We start from the raw sequence: 16,730 nt of genomic DNA, 5'->3' as shown, positions 1-16,730 counted from the left end.
GCGATATGGGTCTCATCTCGCAATCCATCAAGAACCTCAAGGGTGGCATCTCGCAGCAACCGGACATCCTGCGTTATCAGGACCAGGGCGCCATCCAGGTCAACGGGTGGTCCTCCGAAACCGAGGGCCTCCAGAAGCGCTTCCCGTCGAAGTTCATCAAGTACCTGGGGCCAGCCTCCCAGTGGGCGAACAACCCGGCCGTCCACCTCATCAACCGGGATTCCCAGGAGCAATACCTGGTCTTCCTGGATGGGACCGGGATTGCCGTCCGGGATCTCCTGGGCAACACCTATACGGTGCGTGGTTATAACGGGTACGCGAACTGCAGCAACCCAAGGACGGACCTCCGGATGGTCACCGTGGCGGACTATACGTTCGTGGTGAATCGCTCGAAGAAGGTCGCCTTGGGCACCTCCACGACCCAGCCAGGCTACATCCCGCTCCGCCGAAGGGCTGTCATCAACGTGCGCGGAGGCCAGTACGGCCGGACCCTCACCGTCGCTATCAACGGGATCCAGTTGGCTACCTTGGCATTGCCCGATGGCTCCGTGGCCACTCACATCACCCAGATGGACGCCCAGTATATCGCCGGGCAGTTGGCCACCCAGATCAACACCAAGCCAGGCTTCACGGCCACCTCCGGACCCGGATGGGTCTGTGTGTCCTCCACCGTGGACATCACCTCGATCACCACGGCAGACGGCTATGCCAACCAGCTCATCTCTGCGTTCATCTACCAGGTCCAAACCTTCGCCAAGCTGCCTATCCAGTGTGTGGATGGATACCTGGTGGAGATCACCGGGGAGAATACTGCGAGTAAGGATAACTACTGGGTCAAGTATGACGCTGCCGGCCTGGTATGGCGGGAGACCGTAGCTCCAGGGATCATCCAGGGTGTGGACGACTCGACCATGCCCCACGCGCTCGTCCGGGCGGCTGATGGGCAGTTCGATTGGAAGCCGGTGGAGTGGGGTAAGCGGACCTCCGGCGACGACACCACAAACCCAATGCCATCCTTCCTGGATGCAGCCATAAGTGATGTCTTCTTCTTCCGGAATCGCCTGGGCTTCCTGAGTGGTGAGAACGTCATCATGAGCCGCACGGCGAAGTACTTCGACTTCTTCCCGGCCTCCGTGGCGGCTCTCTCGGACGACGATCCGATAGACGTCGCCATCTCCCATAACCGGGTGTCCATCCTGAAGTATGCGGTCCCGTACTCGGAGCAACTCCTACTCTGGAGCGACCAAGCCCAATTTGTCCTGACAGCTAACGGCGTTCTGTCCTCGAAGACCATCCAGCTCGACCTCACCACCGAGTTCGACGTGAGCGACAATGCGCGCCCCTTCGGCCTTGGCCGTGGCGTTTACTTCGTGAGCCCACGAGCGGCCTTCAGTTCCGTAAAGCGCTACTACGCGGTCCAGGACGTGAGCGACGTGAAGGACGCGGAGGATATCTCGGGGCACGTCCCGAACTACGTCCCGAACACCGTGTTTGCTATCCATGGGTCCGGCACCGAGAACTTCATCACGGTGCTCTCGGATCAGGCAAAGCAGTGTGTCTTCATCTACAAGTTCCTCTACGTGGACCAGCGCCTTGCGCAGCAGTCCTGGAGCCATTGGGATCTTGGGGACGGTGTGGAGGTCCTCTCCGCCCAGTGCATCGGGTCGCTCATGTGGATGGTCCTCCGGCGCCCTGGCGGTATCACCCTGGAGCGCGTGGAGTTCACACGGGAAACGCTGGACGTACCTACAGAGCCTTACCGTGCCTACATGGATATGAAGGCTTCCGTGGTGGCCAGCTCGTATAACGACGATCTCTTCCGGTCCACCATTAAGATCCGGGATGCCTATGGCTTCCTCCCGACCTCAGGGGACTTCTACACCCTCCGGGATGATGGGGTTTACAAGCTCCACAAGTGCCCAGTGGGTGGCTGGACGGGGGACGGGGAGCTTTACCTGGACGGGGACCACACTGGCCGCCAGTTCGTCCTGGGGCTGAGCTACGAGCTCCTCTATGTGTTCTCCAAGTTCCTCATCAAGAACACCGCCCAGGATGGCACCACGGTCACGGAGGACGTAGGGCGCCTACAGCTCCGCCGAGCTTGGGTGAACTACGAGCGCTCTGGGGCTTTCGACGTGACCGTTTCCAACGGATCCACGGAGTTCGTCTACACGATGCCAGGGGTGAACCTCGGGTCCCACGTACTTGGCAATGCCTCCCTTGGCACTGGCCAACACCGCTTCTCCGTAGCCGGCAACGCCCGGAATCAGACAGTAACCCTTTCGTCCTCCTACCCGGTCCCGGTGAACATCATCGGCTGCGGCTGGGAGGGCAACTACCTGCGCCGGTCTTCCGGCACCTGATGAGCAAGGAGGCTCTATGCGATTACACAAGGCGAACTATCTGCACCTGTACCAGGCAGCCCTCAACCTGGCCCCGAGTGACCGGGAGGAAATGGACCGAGTTAAACCTGGTCGATGCCCCATCCAGGTCCTCACCGCATCCTCGAATGATCCAACGGCCAAAGCCGTCACAGACGAGCGGGGCAATGTTCTCGCTGTAGGTGGCACCCCAGGGACCTGCATCTGGTTTGTCCACACGACTCACGCCGAGGCCCTGAGCGCTCGGGACAAGTTGCGTTTGTTCTGGATCCTGAGGGACTACCTCAAGTCCCTGACGGGGCACCTCCATGTACACGCCTACACCAACATCGTGTCGCTGGCCAACGAGAAGCACATCAAGCTTCTCAATGCCCTGGGCGCTACCTGGGGAGGCTACAAGCGAGCCTACGATGACACCAGGTTCCGCCAGTTCTATTTCTAAGGAGGCGCCATGTGTGAACCAGTAAGCATCACTATGGCGGCCGTGGCGCTCGTGGGTGGACTCTCTTCCGCTCACGACCAGGCCAAGGCTGAGGGCCAGGCGGAAGACGCCAAGCGTAAATCTCAGATCGAGATGGTCCGCCAGATGAACATGGCCAACGCTGACCTAACCCTGGAGAACCGCGACAAGTGGGAGCAGGCCAACCAGGAGCTCACCGAGATCAACCTGAAGTCCCTGAAGAACCGAGGGATGGTCACCGCAGCCATCGGGGAGTCCGGTCTATCTGGCAACTCCATGGACCGGATCCAGCGGGTCACCCAGGCGGAGACCGAGAGGGAGAAGGACAGCGTAGTCACCAACTACCAGCGCGACTACCAGGCCATTTTCGCGAATCAAGTGGGCAATGTGGAGAACACCAAGTCCGCAATCCGAGGCGCTGCGCCAGTCATCAAGACCTCCAACCTATCGAAGGCCCTGGGTGTGGCTTCCAGCACTGCCGGAGCTGCAGCCTCGGGTTACTCCCTGAGTCAGTCTTTGAATGCACCTAAGAAATAAGGAGGGCCAATGGCCAATTCGATCAATGAAGCAGTACAGAACCGGGAGAGTGCTGGTATCCAGCGCCTCCGGGACACTGGGCGCCTGGGCTACCGGGCCACCCCAGTGAAAGCTGGCGGCATCTCCCCCAGCGCCTTGTCGGCACTAACAGATTTCGCCAAGAACGCCACTAAGGCATACGTAGGCTACCGGGCCACCAATGCTGCACTGGCGGACTCTCGATCCGATGAGATCATCCGCAAGCTCACCCCAGAGCAGCGCCGGGAGGCCCGAGCAAACGGGACCCTTCTGTATCAGGACGACCCGGACACAATGCAAGCGCTGGCCCGCAAGACCGGCCGTAACGCTGCCTATGAGGTGGACACCTCGGTCCAGGAGTTGATCGGACAGAACAAGTTCAAGACCCCAGACGATCTCCAGGAGTACCTACACACCCGCCGAAATGATGCCGCCAAGGCATACGCTGAGGACAACGGGCTCGACCCTGAAGACCAGTTCTTCAAGCAGGGCTTCGACACCAACATCACCGACCGCAACGCTGCCCTGTTCGACACACACGCTCGATACCTCTCGGAGCGCTACAAGGCGAACGCCACGATGCAAGCGGCCTCCGACCTGGGGTCTCTCTTGGATGACCCAGAGGTCCTTCAAGGCGAAGCTGGTCCCGGACATGTGGCGGCCTACCTCAACCAGGGCCTTGCCAGTGGCGAGATCGGGGACGAAGGGATGGCCGTCCGTGTCCTCCAGCAGGCCCTACAGAACAACGCAAGCCGCCCAGGTGCCGACAGATTCTTTAAGACCATCGGGGACCAGTCTCTCAATCTCTATGGCCAATCCGTCAAGGTGCGAGATGTCATTGGGGACGCCCAGCTCTCCGCAATGGAGGCTATGTCCGCCAAGGCCACCTTCGACCGCAACCGGGAACTGAAGGACGGCTGGACCAAGGGCCTACAGAACGCAACGATGCACCCGGATCCCTTTAAGGGCCTGGAGATGCTGGATGGGATGTCCACCAGTCTGAAGGCTGTCCAGGGCACCGATGCGGTAACGGAGGAGTCCGAGGGTCTCCTGGCAGCCCGCCAGAGGATCTTGGGCAACCTGCAGCAACTCCAGGTCCAGCAAGCCAAGGAGATGACCAAAGCGGCTCAGTCCGACAACCGCCAGAGGATCTTCGAGAGCCGCTTCGACCAGAAGAGGGAAGGAGGGATCGTTTCCACTGACTGGAAGACCTTCCAGACGGACACCCAGACCGGCACGTTCACCAGTGAGGACGCGGCCAACTTCGCGTTCAAGAAGCTCCAGCAGATTGACTCACTGGATATTGACGATGCCGGCAAGACCCGCCTGAAGCTGAGTTACCTCAATGCTGACACTGAGGGCGGGCCTTTCCGGGAGCTCTTCAAGAGCGTGGCCCAAGATGCTGCCTCCCAGTATCAGGCCCTGGTCACTTCGGATTCCACCGAGCTGTCCAGCGAGAACACCGCCAAGGTTAACCAGTTCATTCAGCTCTACCAGGCTGACCCTGCGACCCTGGCGGCCCTCTACCCGGAGCAGGCGGCTTTCGCTGAGCGCGCATCCAACATGGCCTCCGCTGGCATGGGGCTGGACGTGATGATCGACGGGGACAGGAAATCACGAGGCGCCTCGAAGGAGACCCGAGACCTGGCGGACCAGAAGTGGAACGAGCTCCTAACTGGGTCTGATAGCTCCGTCCCGTACATGCCGGGGAACCTCTCGACCGCTGCGCGCAACCTGTACGACTCGGAGTTCTTCCGGACAGGCGACGAGCGTAGGGCTAAAGAGGTCGTCAATTCCTGGCTGGACAAGTCCACGGTCACCTTCGGGACCTCCACCAGGACAACCGGCGTAGTGCGCAAGCAGACGCTCATGGTGGACCCAGGAAATGCCGCCAGTTGGCAGCAAGGCCGGGACATTCTGGATTCCCACCTCAAGGCCATCTCCAAGCAATACCCCTGGATCGACCAAAACGACCTTTCCATCGTGGAGGTGCCAGGTGGTCTCCGCATTACCGACCCTCTCGGGGCCGTGAAGATGGCCACCCCGATCACTACCCAGATGCTCCGTGATGAGTTCAAGCACATCAACGGTAAGGCCAGCGATGAGAAGGCCCTGGAGAAGGACCGGAAGATCAACGAATACGACATCGAGAAGTACGAACGCAGCCAGCGGCCATTCAACGGCGCTAACCCCTCCACTGGCACACTGGAGGGCGCTTTCGGCTTCCGCGACTAACAAGGAGGCTACATGAAGTTCAACCAGGAATACGCGGCAGTCCAGCAATCTGGCGGCCCATACGACGACCTTATCCAATCCGCCGCAGCCCAATACGGAGTGTCCTACCCGTTACTCCACAAGCAGCTCTTCATGGAGTCCCGTTTCGACCCGGCCGCTAAGAGTCCCACCGGCCCCCGTGGTATCGGGCAGATGACCAAGGCCACCGGACGGGCCTACGGCTTGGTCACAGAGGCTGACTTCTTCAACCCTGCCAAGTCCATCGACGCTGCAGCCCGACACATGCGAGACAACGTGAAGCTGTCTGGTGGTGATGAGCTCAAAGCGCTCCTCATGTACAACCAAGGGGGCGGTCCCGTGGGGCGCGGCCAGCTCCAGGCGTATGACCAGGGGGATTTCTCCAAGGTGTCCGAGGAGGGCCTGAAGTACATGGCCCGGATGGCGGACGTTGCTAAGGGATCCCGAGCGGATGCCCTGGCGTCTCTTGCAAAGCCCGTGGGTGGACCTGAGGCAACCACCAGCGACGGAAGCGCCTCCTACGCGGCCCCTGACTTCATGCAGCCGATACCTAAGGCCGGCGCAGTGGAGCCAGTCCAGGCCGCTACCGGATTGACTGGAGGGCCAGGCTTGGAGGTGGCCACTCCATTCGCCAAGCTCCTGGCAGATACCGGAGCCGATGACACCGAGCCAGGTATCTTCGGGAAGACCGGCGAGTCCGTGAAGGCATCCTTGCAGACTTCACCTCTGGGCATGGCCATCCGGGCAGCTATCGGCCACGGAGAGTTTGACCTCACCGAGTCCTATACCCGCATGAAGGATGTCTTCAATGATCCGTTCGAGATGGGACGCCTGAGTGATTGGACAGAGGAGGATTACAACAAGCTCCGCTCCAGCCAGCTCGACCCGTCCTTCTATGACGTGGTGCTGCGGGGCTACCGGAAGAACTTCGATGAGAACCTCCAGCTTGCTCTGGAGAACCAAAAGATGCTTCGGGAGCAGGCCACTGCCGGTATGGGAGCACAGCTCATCGGCGGGGCTGCAGCGATGTTGGGGGACCCTTGGACCCTGGTGAGTCCGGGGCGTGGGGCTGCAGCCGGCCTTGGGAGTCGCCTGGTGGGCGGCGCTGTTGCCGGTGGAGCACTGGGCGGCTTGTCTGAGCACACCAACGCCAAGGTTGCCGGCCGGGAGGAGAACCTTGGCATGGCTATCCTCGGGGGAGCAGCCTTTGGGTCGGCCCTTAATGGCCTCCTTGGGGCTCGCCCTGCCGCAGCCTCCCGTGGCCCCCAGCCTCTTGAAGGGGACTTCCTGGGTCCAGAGGTGGCCCCTGAGAGCCCCCGAGGTCCTGGGCTGGAGGCTGGCCCCATCGAAGGCGAGTATCAGCCGGTGTCTCTCTTGGAGGGCAGACTGAGCCTTCCGGGACCAGAAGGGGACGTATCGGGACCTGCTACCCGTCTCCTGGTGCGCGAGAAGGCTCGCCAGGCTGGCCTCGAAGATGACCCGTCTGCCATGCCGCACCGTGATGGCGATGAGGTCTTCGAGAACGGCCCGGTGGACTTCACGGACGTTCCATTCGAGCCAGGGGCAGCCCGGACGGCCAATGGTGCCATTCATAGTGCCGGCTCTCCGTTGAACCCTCGGACCATCCGAGACTTCGATGAGCTGGACCCATACGACACCAAGGCCAACCTGGGCGTCCGCTTCGGTGGGATGTCCGAGATTGGCCTGGTACTGGGTCGGTCCACGAATGACGAGCTCCGGACGCTGGCTAATGACCTCTTCCGGTCTCCCACGGGCTACACCAACGGTTCCAACGGGAAGTTTGGGGTTACAGCCTCGGACCTCCACCAGCGCTTCCATGCGCAGGACAACAAGGCGTACCGGGGATTCCAGACGCTCTTCGATGAGATCCACGCGGATCCCTACTGGAAAGCCCAACCACTGACTCAGGCAGGCCGACAGGAGATGGCATCCCGCCGAATCGTGGAAGCGCTGGAGCGAGGGGACACCGTAGGTCTTACCCCTGGTGAGGTGAAGATGGTGGGTGCTCTTCAGGAACACCTGGGAGAGAAGCTGGACCGCCTGGTCAATCCGGGGCAGTTCGGCCGCCTCGACGCCAAGCCACTCCTACAGAACACTCGACACACCAACTCCTACTACCCCAACCGATACTCCACGGCTGCCAAGCAGGGATACATTCGGGAACTCGGCAGGGACGGTCTGCAGGAAGCCATCAAGCGCTCCTGGCTGGCCAGCTACATGAAACGGCCGGCTGTTAAGGCACGAGTGGACGACATGCTTCAGGAAGCCCTTCAGGCCCGCCTGGCTGCCATTGCCCCGAAGCCACCGAGAGGAACCAAGGGGCAGAAGAAGGTAGCCCCAAAGGTGGATCCTCAGGTGGAGGCGAAGATTCTGCAGGAGCTCGTGGAGAAGTACGCCCATGACAAAGCCTATGGAATCTCGCACAGCGAGCAATTCAATCGCAGCTCGTTGATCGAGGAGAACCTGGACGGACTCACAGGTCTGGAGAACAACGCCTACCTGGAGGCTCGCCAGCTCTTTGATTCGGACGTGTCCATTCAGCTCCCGAGCGGTGACGACTTCGCAGTCAATGACCTGCGCGAGTTCGACATCATGCGCCTGGTCCCTCAGTACGACCGGAGGACTAACGGTGACGTTGCCCTTATGGCTTCCACTGGCAAAACCACCAAGGAGCTGAAGGACCAGGCTATCGCTATTGAGCAGGCGGCAACCCGAGGCGACGAAAAGCAAGACGCCCAGGCTCTCTACGGTGCCCTCAAGATCCTCACAGGCCGAGCCCGTCGAGATCCGGACGCAGCCTTCGGGACTTTCGTCCGGGCCTTGAACGACATCGGGTTCACCACGAAGAACGCCTATATGGGCATCCAGAACTTCGGGGAGGCGGCTAAGTTGGCAGTCAATGGTCACCTCAAAATGCTCCTGAAGGATGTCCCTGTGCTTCGTGAGTGGACCACCGCAGGGACGCACCTGAAGCCGGAGGATATCTCCGCGATGCACGACCTGTTGTTCGGTAAGGAGCTGGACGACCTCATCCGCCCATCCAGGGCTGACATCGTGGACAACCTCCGCAACCGCACCTCGGGCTTCATGGCGACCCTTGCGGGTAACGTGAAGTGGTTCACCGGGGAGGCCGCAGTCCGCAACCCGTTCACTTGGCTCCTGCAGGAGTCCTCCAATCTTCTGCTGGACGCTGGCCGGCAGGGGATGATGGTGGACTTGGCCAACCAGGTACTCAATGGGAAGACCAGCTCGCTGTTCACCTCAGAGCGCCTCCGCTCCGCCTCGATCTCCAAGGAGCAATTCCAGGGGATCTCCGACCTGATTCGTGAGCACTTCACACGGGACTCCTCGGGCAAGTGGTCCCTCAACGACCGGGAAGGGCTGGCCAAGGATGTCCGCTCGATGGACTTGTGGCGCCTGGGTGACCGGGTGGCCGATGAGACCATCCTCCGGGCTCACAAGGTCTCCGCCCAGGCGTCCGTCCAGTACGGCCCTGTGGTGGGAGCGGCGATGCAGTTCAAAATGTTCGTTCTCCGCAGTGTGAACGGCCGTATGGTCCGTGGTTACTGGGAGGCTCACCGCAACGGGAGCAGGGCGGCGCTCGACCAGGCCGCGCAGGTGGGGGTCTCTCTGGGTCTCGCCACGATGCTCTATGCAGCCTCGGCGCAGCTCAAGGCTCTGGGACTTCCAGACCGAGCCCGCAAGGACTACCTGGACAAGGCTTTTAGTCTCCCAATGCTGTCCTACGCGGCAATCTCCCGGAGCTCCCACATCGGCGCTCCTGCTGGTGTGGCGAGCGTAGTGGGTGGGCCTTTGGGGTACGACTGGGCTACTGCAGCGCGGACCTCGATCCTCCCACGGGAGCCAAGCCCCAAGCGGGCCGAAGGTGCGCCTATGGCTGGGGTGGCCCCGCTGCACTCCAATGGGGTCCAGGACGTTATCTCTAACACGCTCGACCAGATCCCCGCCGCTGGGGTGCTGGCCAACGCCGGCATGGGGTTCTACTCGGCCGCTCACGTCGCCGCAGATAAACGTGGCGATGACGTTCAAGGGCACCGTACAGCCCTGTGGAATGCCCTCCGCTTCTTCGTACCGAATGACCCTATGACCCAGAACGTGATGATGCGTATGGCTCAGGACAGCGGCGTCCGGGCGACCCGATAGATCCCCTCACTATTAGGGCCTGGCAGGACGCCGGGCCTCTCTTTCCACACGCATGGAGGCCGACCTATGGCTCAAACTTTGACCGTCTACACGTACCCCTTGGACGGGACGCGGACGGAGTTCCCCATCTCTTTCGAGTACCTGGCGAGACGTTTCGTCCAGATTACCCTGATAGGCCCCACGTCCAGGAAGGTCCTGGCCGTTACAACTGACTATCGCTTCGTTTCCCCCACGCTCCTGAAGACCACCATCGTCCGTGGTGGCAGCGACGGATACACCTCCATAGAGGTCCGCCGCGTCACTTCAGCCACCGATCGAATCGTGGACTTCACCGAGGGCTCGCTCCTGCGGGCTTCCGACCTCAATACCTCCCAGATCCAGGCGATTCATATTGCCGAGGAAGCACGGGACTTGGCCGATTACGTTGTCAGTGTTAACGGCGATAACACCACGAACGCGAAGAACCGCCGAATTGTCAATGTGGCCCCTGGAGTGGATGGCACTGATGCCGTCAATAAGAACCAACTTACAGCGGCTGAGTCGGCAGTAGCCGTGTCCGCCTCTCAGGCTGCGGCAAGTGCCCAAAGGGCTGCGGCAAGTGCTGCGGCTGCGGCTGCAACGATTGGCGACAGGCTGAACCCACTTAACCCTAAGTATGGGGCGGTGGCGGACGGGGTAGTGAATGACTCCGCAGCCTTCGCCAAGTTTGAGGCGGAGTTTGTTGGGCGCACGGTGGACTTGGGTGGCGCCATTTTCAAAGTGGACTCGATTCCACGGAAGAACGTCTACATTCACGGTTCTTGGAAGCTCTCCGGAGTGCCGAACGACTTCACGCGGATAGCCTTCGAGGGCGATTCTGTTTTAAGTCGTCCAGCCTGCTTTACGCCTTTCGGTGGGGGGCTCAATCGCCTCAAGGCAGCCCTTACCAACATCCTGACCCAGTTCGTGGGTGTCGTCTGGATTGGCGACTCGATAACCTGGGGCTCCGGTAACCAGCCAGAAATGGCTATCACGGATCCACGTAATGGGACACTGAAGGACCCCCGCGACTGGTTCGGGACGAACTCCTATGTGAACAATCTGCGGCGCTACTTGATTGAGGAGTACCTCCCAGGCGCGACGATCACAACCGCGCCTTGGCCCCTCAGTCCCTATGGGGACGCCATCGTCACAGCCACCAAGGACATCCACATCCTGCCACTGGGTCCCGAGTTCGCACATCGGGTGGTTGGGGCTCCAATCTCGATCACAAACGACGTAGCAAGTGGACTGCCTGGTAAGTGGAGGGTACTGATTACCAACCAGAACACCACTCAAGGAGATAACGCCTACGGGGAGATTTCCTTCAAGTTCACCGGGAATTGCTTCCGGTTGCTCTTGGGCTGCATCACGGCGAACGCCTCGGACTACATCATCTATGTCAACGGGAACTCTATCGGCCGCTTCTCGACCGCTGCCGGAGATCCTGCAGATAACGGGACTGTCTTCGTAGAGGGCGGCCACCACACGCGCACCCATACCTTCCCAATGGTTTACAACGGGACTGTGACAATCCGCGCTGTGCGTCCGCTGGTTGCTGGTGGGGATCCATCGAAGGTTCTCCGGATTAGCTCCCTGATTATCCCGAAGACCCTCCGGCTGACTAACAACGGCATCAACGGATCCTCCCTGTCCACTTACCGCGTGTACAACATGCCGCCGTCTGGGATTAACTTCAGTGGCTCCGTTGCCGTCAATGCGGGTGACCTGTTCACATTCATCCAGTTGGGGACGAATGATAGGGGGACCATCCGTGGCCCTCAGACCATCCCGTTCATCCAGCAGGAATGCCGGGCTCTTCTGGACTCCATTCCGTTCTACTCCACCCCAATCCTGATGGCTTCCAACCCGGCAATCCCGGTGGTGAACCCGGTTCCAGCCAACTTGGATCAATCGGACATCCGTTCGGCCTTGTTCACGGTTGCCAGAGAGCGCGCCATCGACTTCGTAGACAACTACAACGTGTTTCGGGGCCTGGACCGCCTGGCGTTCGCCAAGGACCAACTTCACCCTAATCAGTGGGGATACAGCGTGGTTTCTTCGAACATCATCAAAGCTATCGAGTCGTCCATTGATACGAGCGTGGTGCCGCCACCAGCTCCTACGCCTACGTTTGCTATCAGCCCATTTGACGCCAGGTTCGTTCCGACAGTGCAGGCTGGGTCTCAGATCATCGACAGGGAATCGCTCAACGCATACCTGGGCGTTCAACGCCTATTGCGAACCAACGTAGGGACTGCGGTAACGATTAGCTTCAACGTAACAGGCAATGAGTTCGGCCTCGTGTTCTCCTCCCTCGATAACAACATCTCTGACTATGAGCTGTTCGTGGACGGTGTGAGCAAGGGCGTCTTCATCACCAAGTATCTCGAAGCAAACGGGGGCACTCAGGTTTACAACAACGTCCGTTGGCACACCATTGGGACCGGCAATACAGCCCACGCTGTCCAGCTCAAGACTGTTCGTAGAGAGGAGTACAGCGCCATCCAGGTAATTTACCTCGAAGCCTTCCTCTACAAAGAGGGCTCCACCATCTCCTAAAGGGGGACTTAATGATCCAGATCGACTTCAACAACGGTGTGGTCCAAGCGACCCCCGTTGCTGGGGCGGCTGCCGCAGACGCTGCGAGTCGCCTCATATTCGGCATGACCATGAACGAATGGTTTTATGCCTCCGCAATCCTCTATTCCCTCGTGATGACCGGCCTGGCCGTCTATAAGGCTGTCCGCACGACACCACAACAAGGAGGTTGATATGCCTCAGGACGTGTTACTGCAACTTCTCCAGGCTCTCGATACAGATACCGCCAGGAACATGCTGTCCGATCTTCGGGATCCCGACAGGCGAACCCCGCAGCTTTATAACGCCATCGGGAAACTCCTGGAGCGCCATAAGTTCGCCATTCAGCGACTGCAACCGGATGCTGGCCTCCTCGGGGAACTGGCTGCGGCCCTGGACCAAGTTCCGGAGCTCACAGAAGACGAACTCGTAAGGCACTGACCATGCAAGTACTTCAAGCCCTCATTGCGAAAGTAGTGGGGGCTTTTTTGTTGCTGGCCCTGGCGTTCGGTAGTGGATATCTCTACCGGGACAGTGCCGCCACCAAAGAAGCCCTCGAAGACCAACTAACAGCATTCCAAAGAACCGACCAGGTTCGCCAAGGGATGCAAGGAGAAATCTATGCGATTGCCCAGCGATACGTCGCGCAGCAGGCGGAAAGCTCTGCGACTACTGCCAGCACTATCGGTGCTCTGCATGACGCTGGTTACAGGCTGCGGATCGAACTTGCCGACGCCAAAGTCGCCGCAGTCACAGGTGACCGTGGACGCGAGCTTGATGGCAAAGCCGAGCTATCAGACCGATCTTCTGAATTTCTTATTGGACAAGCCCGAAAAGCTGACGAGCAAGTAACAGCGCTTCAGGACGTGATTCGAGTTCTTCAAGGAGACAATACAACCGACAAGTAGGAGGTGCCCATGAGCAAGGATGCTCTTAACCTCCAGAGAATGAAGGACAACTTTGTTGCATTCCTCTTCGTCCTCTGGATGGCCCTGAAGTTACCCAAGCCCACAAAGTGTCAAATTGATATGGCCAGGAAGTTGGCCGCTGGTGATAACCGGCGATTCATCCTCCAGGCATTCCGTGGTATCGGGAAGTCGTTCATCACCTGCGCATTCGTTGTCTGGATGCTCTGGAAGAACCCCAACCTAAAGTTCATGATCGTGTCGGCGTCCAAAGAACGAGCGGATGCCAACTCCGTGTTCATCAAGCGCATTATCGACCTCCTTCCGTTTCTCCACGAGCTCAAGCCTAAGCCTGGCCAGCGGGACTCTACTATCAGCTTCGACGTGGGGCCGGCATCGCCCGACCACTCTCCATCGGTGAAGTCCGTGGGCATCACTGGGCAGCTCACCGGTTCCCGAGCGGACATCCTAATCGCGGATGACGTGGAGGTCCCGAACAACTCGGCCACCCAGCTCGCCCGTGAGCGCCTGTCTGAGCTCGTGAAGGAGTTCGACGCAATCCTGAAGCCTGAGGGCACCATCATCTACCTGGGCACGCCTCAGACCGAGATGACGCTCTATCGCCTCCTGGAGAAGCGTGGCTACACCACCACCATCTGGCCGGCTCGATACCCGAAGGACGCCAAGGACCTGGAGAGCTATGGCCATCGCCTGGCTCCGATGCTCATGGCGGAGCTCATGGCGGACCCGGACGGTGTGTATTGGAAGCCCACGGACCCCGTTCGATTCGATGACGAGGACCTGCGTGAGCGTGAGCTCTCCTATGGTGCCGGTGGCTTCGCCCTCCAGTTCATGCTCAATCCGAACCTCTCGGATGCCCAGCGTTACCCTCTGAGGCTGCGAGATTTCATCGTGGCGGCCCTGGAGACGGAAAGGGCACCCCTGAGCTTCCAATGGCTCCCAAACAATGCGAACGAGATCCCTACGCTTCCCAACGTGGGCCTATCCGGCGACCGCTTCCACCGCTATCAGAGTGTGGACAGTTCGATTGCCGAGTACCAGAGCAAGATCCTGGTGCTGGACCCCTCGGGGCGCGGCAAGGACGAGACGGGCTATGCGGTTCTCTATCAGCTCAATGGCTACCTCTTCCTGATGGAGTGGGGTGGTTACCGGGGCGGTTATGAGGACTCCACCCTGGAAGCCCTGGCACGGATCGGGAAGAAGTGGAAGGTCAACGAGGTAGTCATTGAGGGTAACTTCGGTGACGGTATGTATCTGAAGCTGTTCGGCCCTGTGATGGCCAGGATCCACCCATGCACTATCACCGAGGTGAAGTCCAAGGGCCAGAAGGAACAACGCATTGCGGACGTTCTGGAGCCTGTGATGGGGTCCCACAAGCTGGTCCTCAATGAGGCCGTTGTGGAGGAGGACTATCGGACCGCTAAGAACCACGAGGGCAACTTTGACCTTTCCTATTGCGGCTTGTACCAGCTCACGAGGCTCACCCGTGACCGAGGAGCACTCAAGCATGACGACCGCCTCGATGCCCTGGCGATTGGCGTCCAGTTCTTCGTGGAGAGCATGGAGAAGGATTCTGGCAAGGGATCCGAGGAGATGCTTCAGGAATTCCTGGAGAAGCACATGGAGAACGACCTGGCCGGCTATGAGGATCGTCTGGTCCTGAGCCTGGGAGGGGACGTTACCATCACATGGGAGGATGAAGGGGGAGGTTCCAACTACATCTTTTAAAGCCTGTCAAGAGGGGCTCAAAACCCCTCACTATTAGGGGGAGGGGGGGATCCCTGAGAGACACTCTTAGAGATTCTCTCAGGTTCCTCCGTTTTAAACCCTCACTACAACGTCATACACCGAAGGAGACCTTGAGCGCCTCTGCCATCTTACCGACACCCAGGCGAGAGTCCCCACCGTAGAGATCGAAGGTGATGGTTTGTGAACTGTGGCCCAGGATGGACTGGACGATGCTCACCTGAATAGCGTGGTGCTTCATTAAGCCGGCCAGGGAGTGGCGAAGGGAGTGGTACGTCAAGCCTTCGCCGGAGTCATGCTGCAGGACATCCCTCAAGGTCTCATTGAGAACCCTGGTGAAGTTGTGGGCCACACGGTCAAAGAGCTTGTCCCCTTCGAGGACCTTCACGTACTCAAGGAATGCCTTGAGGTCAAACCCGAGGGCTCCGTCCGTGAGAGGGACCACACGCTCCGAGTGTTTATTCTTGAGGGTCTTGTCTTCGTTGGTATTCAGGTCAATGACCCATTCATCGCCAATCCTGCGGACATCCGCTTTGGTCAACTGATAAATCTCACCGATACGCGCCCCAGTGATAGCCCCGAGGGACATCGCCCAGCGCTTCCACGAGGACACCGGTAGCTCTCCCATAGCCTTCATCAAGGTAGCCAACTGCGCCTCTGTGAACGCCTTCCGGCCGCTCTCTGCGCCTTTGCTGATCTTCAGGCCCTTGTTGAAAGCCTTCTCAATGTAGCTGTTGTTCTCTGCCCAAGTGAGAAGGGTCCCCAATCGGGTGAGCAACTTGTTGACCGTGAGAGGCTTGCGGCCGTCCTGGAGGCGCGCCTTGAGCTTCACCATATCCGCACGGGTGTGGGTCTTGAGGTTTAGCTCCTTGCCTGTCGAGGGATCCGTGAGGGCCTCTGCCAGGGTCTTGAAGGCGGACTTCATATCCCTGATGGATGCCGGAGCGAGCTGGTCCGATTGCTCCTCCAGGTAGAGGACACCCAGAAGGGACACAGTGACAACATCCGGAACACCTTCCTGGGTTTCTTGAGGCTGGGCTGCAGGGGCACTCACTGGTGCCTTTGGATTCTCCTGGGCCTGGAGCTCCTCGATGATGTTCGCGAGTGGCGTAGGGTCACCCCTGTGGAGTCGTTCCTGGGCAGCCATGACGATGCGGACACCGGTTTTAATAGCCTTGACACGATCAACGGTCATTGGACTACCTTCCTGAATCATCTGGAGATCCTCCAGCAATTCAGAGTATTCCAGGCTAATTGCGGTCCTGTCGTCACTGGAAACAAGCTGCCAAAGGAGGCTTTCTGCCAGCTCCCGAAGAGGAACTACCAGGGTCTCCCATGTGTCTTCAGCGTGCTCTAAATGGAACACTTTGAGGGCGGCCTCGATTCGGCGGCTGTAGCGCATTGCAGTTTCTCGGTGGCGTGTACGTAGTGAAATCGTCAAAGTCTGCTTAGAGACTCCTGCAGGACGCAGGCGAAGGTAGTAGACTCCTCCCGCTCGGCGGTATACCCACGGGGACGCCAGAGGGCATAAGACCTGGTGACAGTTTTCTAACACCATCTTAACATCGGCATCGTTTACTAACAGACTCATCAGCGCAGACCTCCAACAGATACAAGGGTTTGCGC

11 protein-coding genes are annotated in these 16,730 nt (G+C 59.5%); 10 read left to right on the top strand and 1 reads right to left on the bottom strand.

Annotated elements, in window-relative coordinates; genetic code table 11:
- The first annotated feature begins 5 nt into the window (after positions 1 to 5).
- The 10 genes from CAY82_RS17430 to terL all read left to right on the top strand — a co-directional run bounded on the left by CAY82_RS17430 (position 6) and on the right by terL (position 15,086).
- Positions 6 to 2,363, top strand: coding sequence for a hypothetical protein (locus tag CAY82_RS17430; protein ID WP_087502341.1), 2,358 nt, complete (start codon positions 6 to 8; stop codon positions 2,361 to 2,363).
- A 16-nt stretch (positions 2,364 to 2,379) separates the two neighbouring features.
- A complete protein-coding gene (locus CAY82_RS17425) occupies positions 2,380 to 2,823 on the top strand; it encodes a phage protein Gp13 family protein (protein WP_087502340.1) in 444 nt (147 codons plus the stop codon).
- A gap of 9 nt (positions 2,824 to 2,832) precedes the next feature.
- On the top strand, positions 2,833 to 3,378 hold the full coding sequence (locus CAY82_RS17420) for a hypothetical protein (RefSeq protein ID WP_087502339.1): 546 nt from the start codon (positions 2,833 to 2,835) through the stop codon (positions 3,376 to 3,378).
- Between the two features lie 9 nt (positions 3,379 to 3,387).
- On the top strand, positions 3,388 to 5,631 hold the full coding sequence (locus CAY82_RS17415) for a hypothetical protein (protein WP_087502338.1): 2,244 nt from the start codon (positions 3,388 to 3,390) through the stop codon (positions 5,629 to 5,631).
- A gap of 12 nt (positions 5,632 to 5,643) precedes the next feature.
- On the top strand, positions 5,644 to 9,834 hold the full coding sequence (locus CAY82_RS17410; protein WP_087502337.1) for a transglycosylase SLT domain-containing protein: 4,191 nt from the start codon (positions 5,644 to 5,646) through the stop codon (positions 9,832 to 9,834).
- A gap of 66 nt (positions 9,835 to 9,900) precedes the next feature.
- Positions 9,901 to 12,414 (top strand): phage tail fiber protein, encoded by a 2,514-nt coding sequence (locus CAY82_RS17405; RefSeq protein WP_087502336.1) that lies wholly within the window; start codon positions 9,901 to 9,903, stop codon positions 12,412 to 12,414.
- Between the two features lie 11 nt (positions 12,415 to 12,425).
- Positions 12,426 to 12,626: a type II holin gene (locus CAY82_RS17400; protein WP_087502335.1), complete on the top strand. Its 201-nt coding sequence runs from the start codon at positions 12,426 to 12,428 to the stop codon at positions 12,624 to 12,626.
- A gap of 1 nt (position 12,627) precedes the next feature.
- Entirely contained in the window at positions 12,628 to 12,873 is a 246-nt protein-coding gene (locus CAY82_RS17395) for a DNA packaging protein (protein ID WP_087502334.1), read from the top strand.
- Between the two features lie 180 nt (positions 12,874 to 13,053).
- Complete coding sequence (locus CAY82_RS27280) at positions 13,054 to 13,284, top strand: Rz1-like spanin outer membrane subunit (protein WP_368681557.1); 231 nt, start codon at positions 13,054 to 13,056, stop codon at positions 13,282 to 13,284.
- Between the two features lie 65 nt (positions 13,285 to 13,349).
- Positions 13,350 to 15,086 (top strand): phage terminase large subunit, encoded by a 1,737-nt coding sequence (gene terL, locus CAY82_RS17385; protein ID WP_087502332.1) that lies wholly within the window; start codon positions 13,350 to 13,352, stop codon positions 15,084 to 15,086.
- A 112-nt stretch (positions 15,087 to 15,198) separates the two neighbouring features.
- Here terL and CAY82_RS17380 read toward each other — a convergent pair whose 3' ends face one another.
- On the bottom strand, positions 15,199 to 16,506 hold the full coding sequence (locus CAY82_RS17380; RefSeq protein WP_170931094.1) for a site-specific integrase: 1,308 nt from the start codon (positions 16,504 to 16,506) through the stop codon (positions 15,199 to 15,201).
- Positions 16,507 to 16,730: the final 224 nt, after the last annotated feature.

It is taken from the genome of Pseudomonas sp. SID14000, from assembly GCF_002165135.1.
Lineage (GTDB): Bacteria > Pseudomonadota > Gammaproteobacteria > Pseudomonadales > Pseudomonadaceae > Aquipseudomonas.
This window is presented reverse-complemented; position numbering and strand designations above follow the sequence as displayed.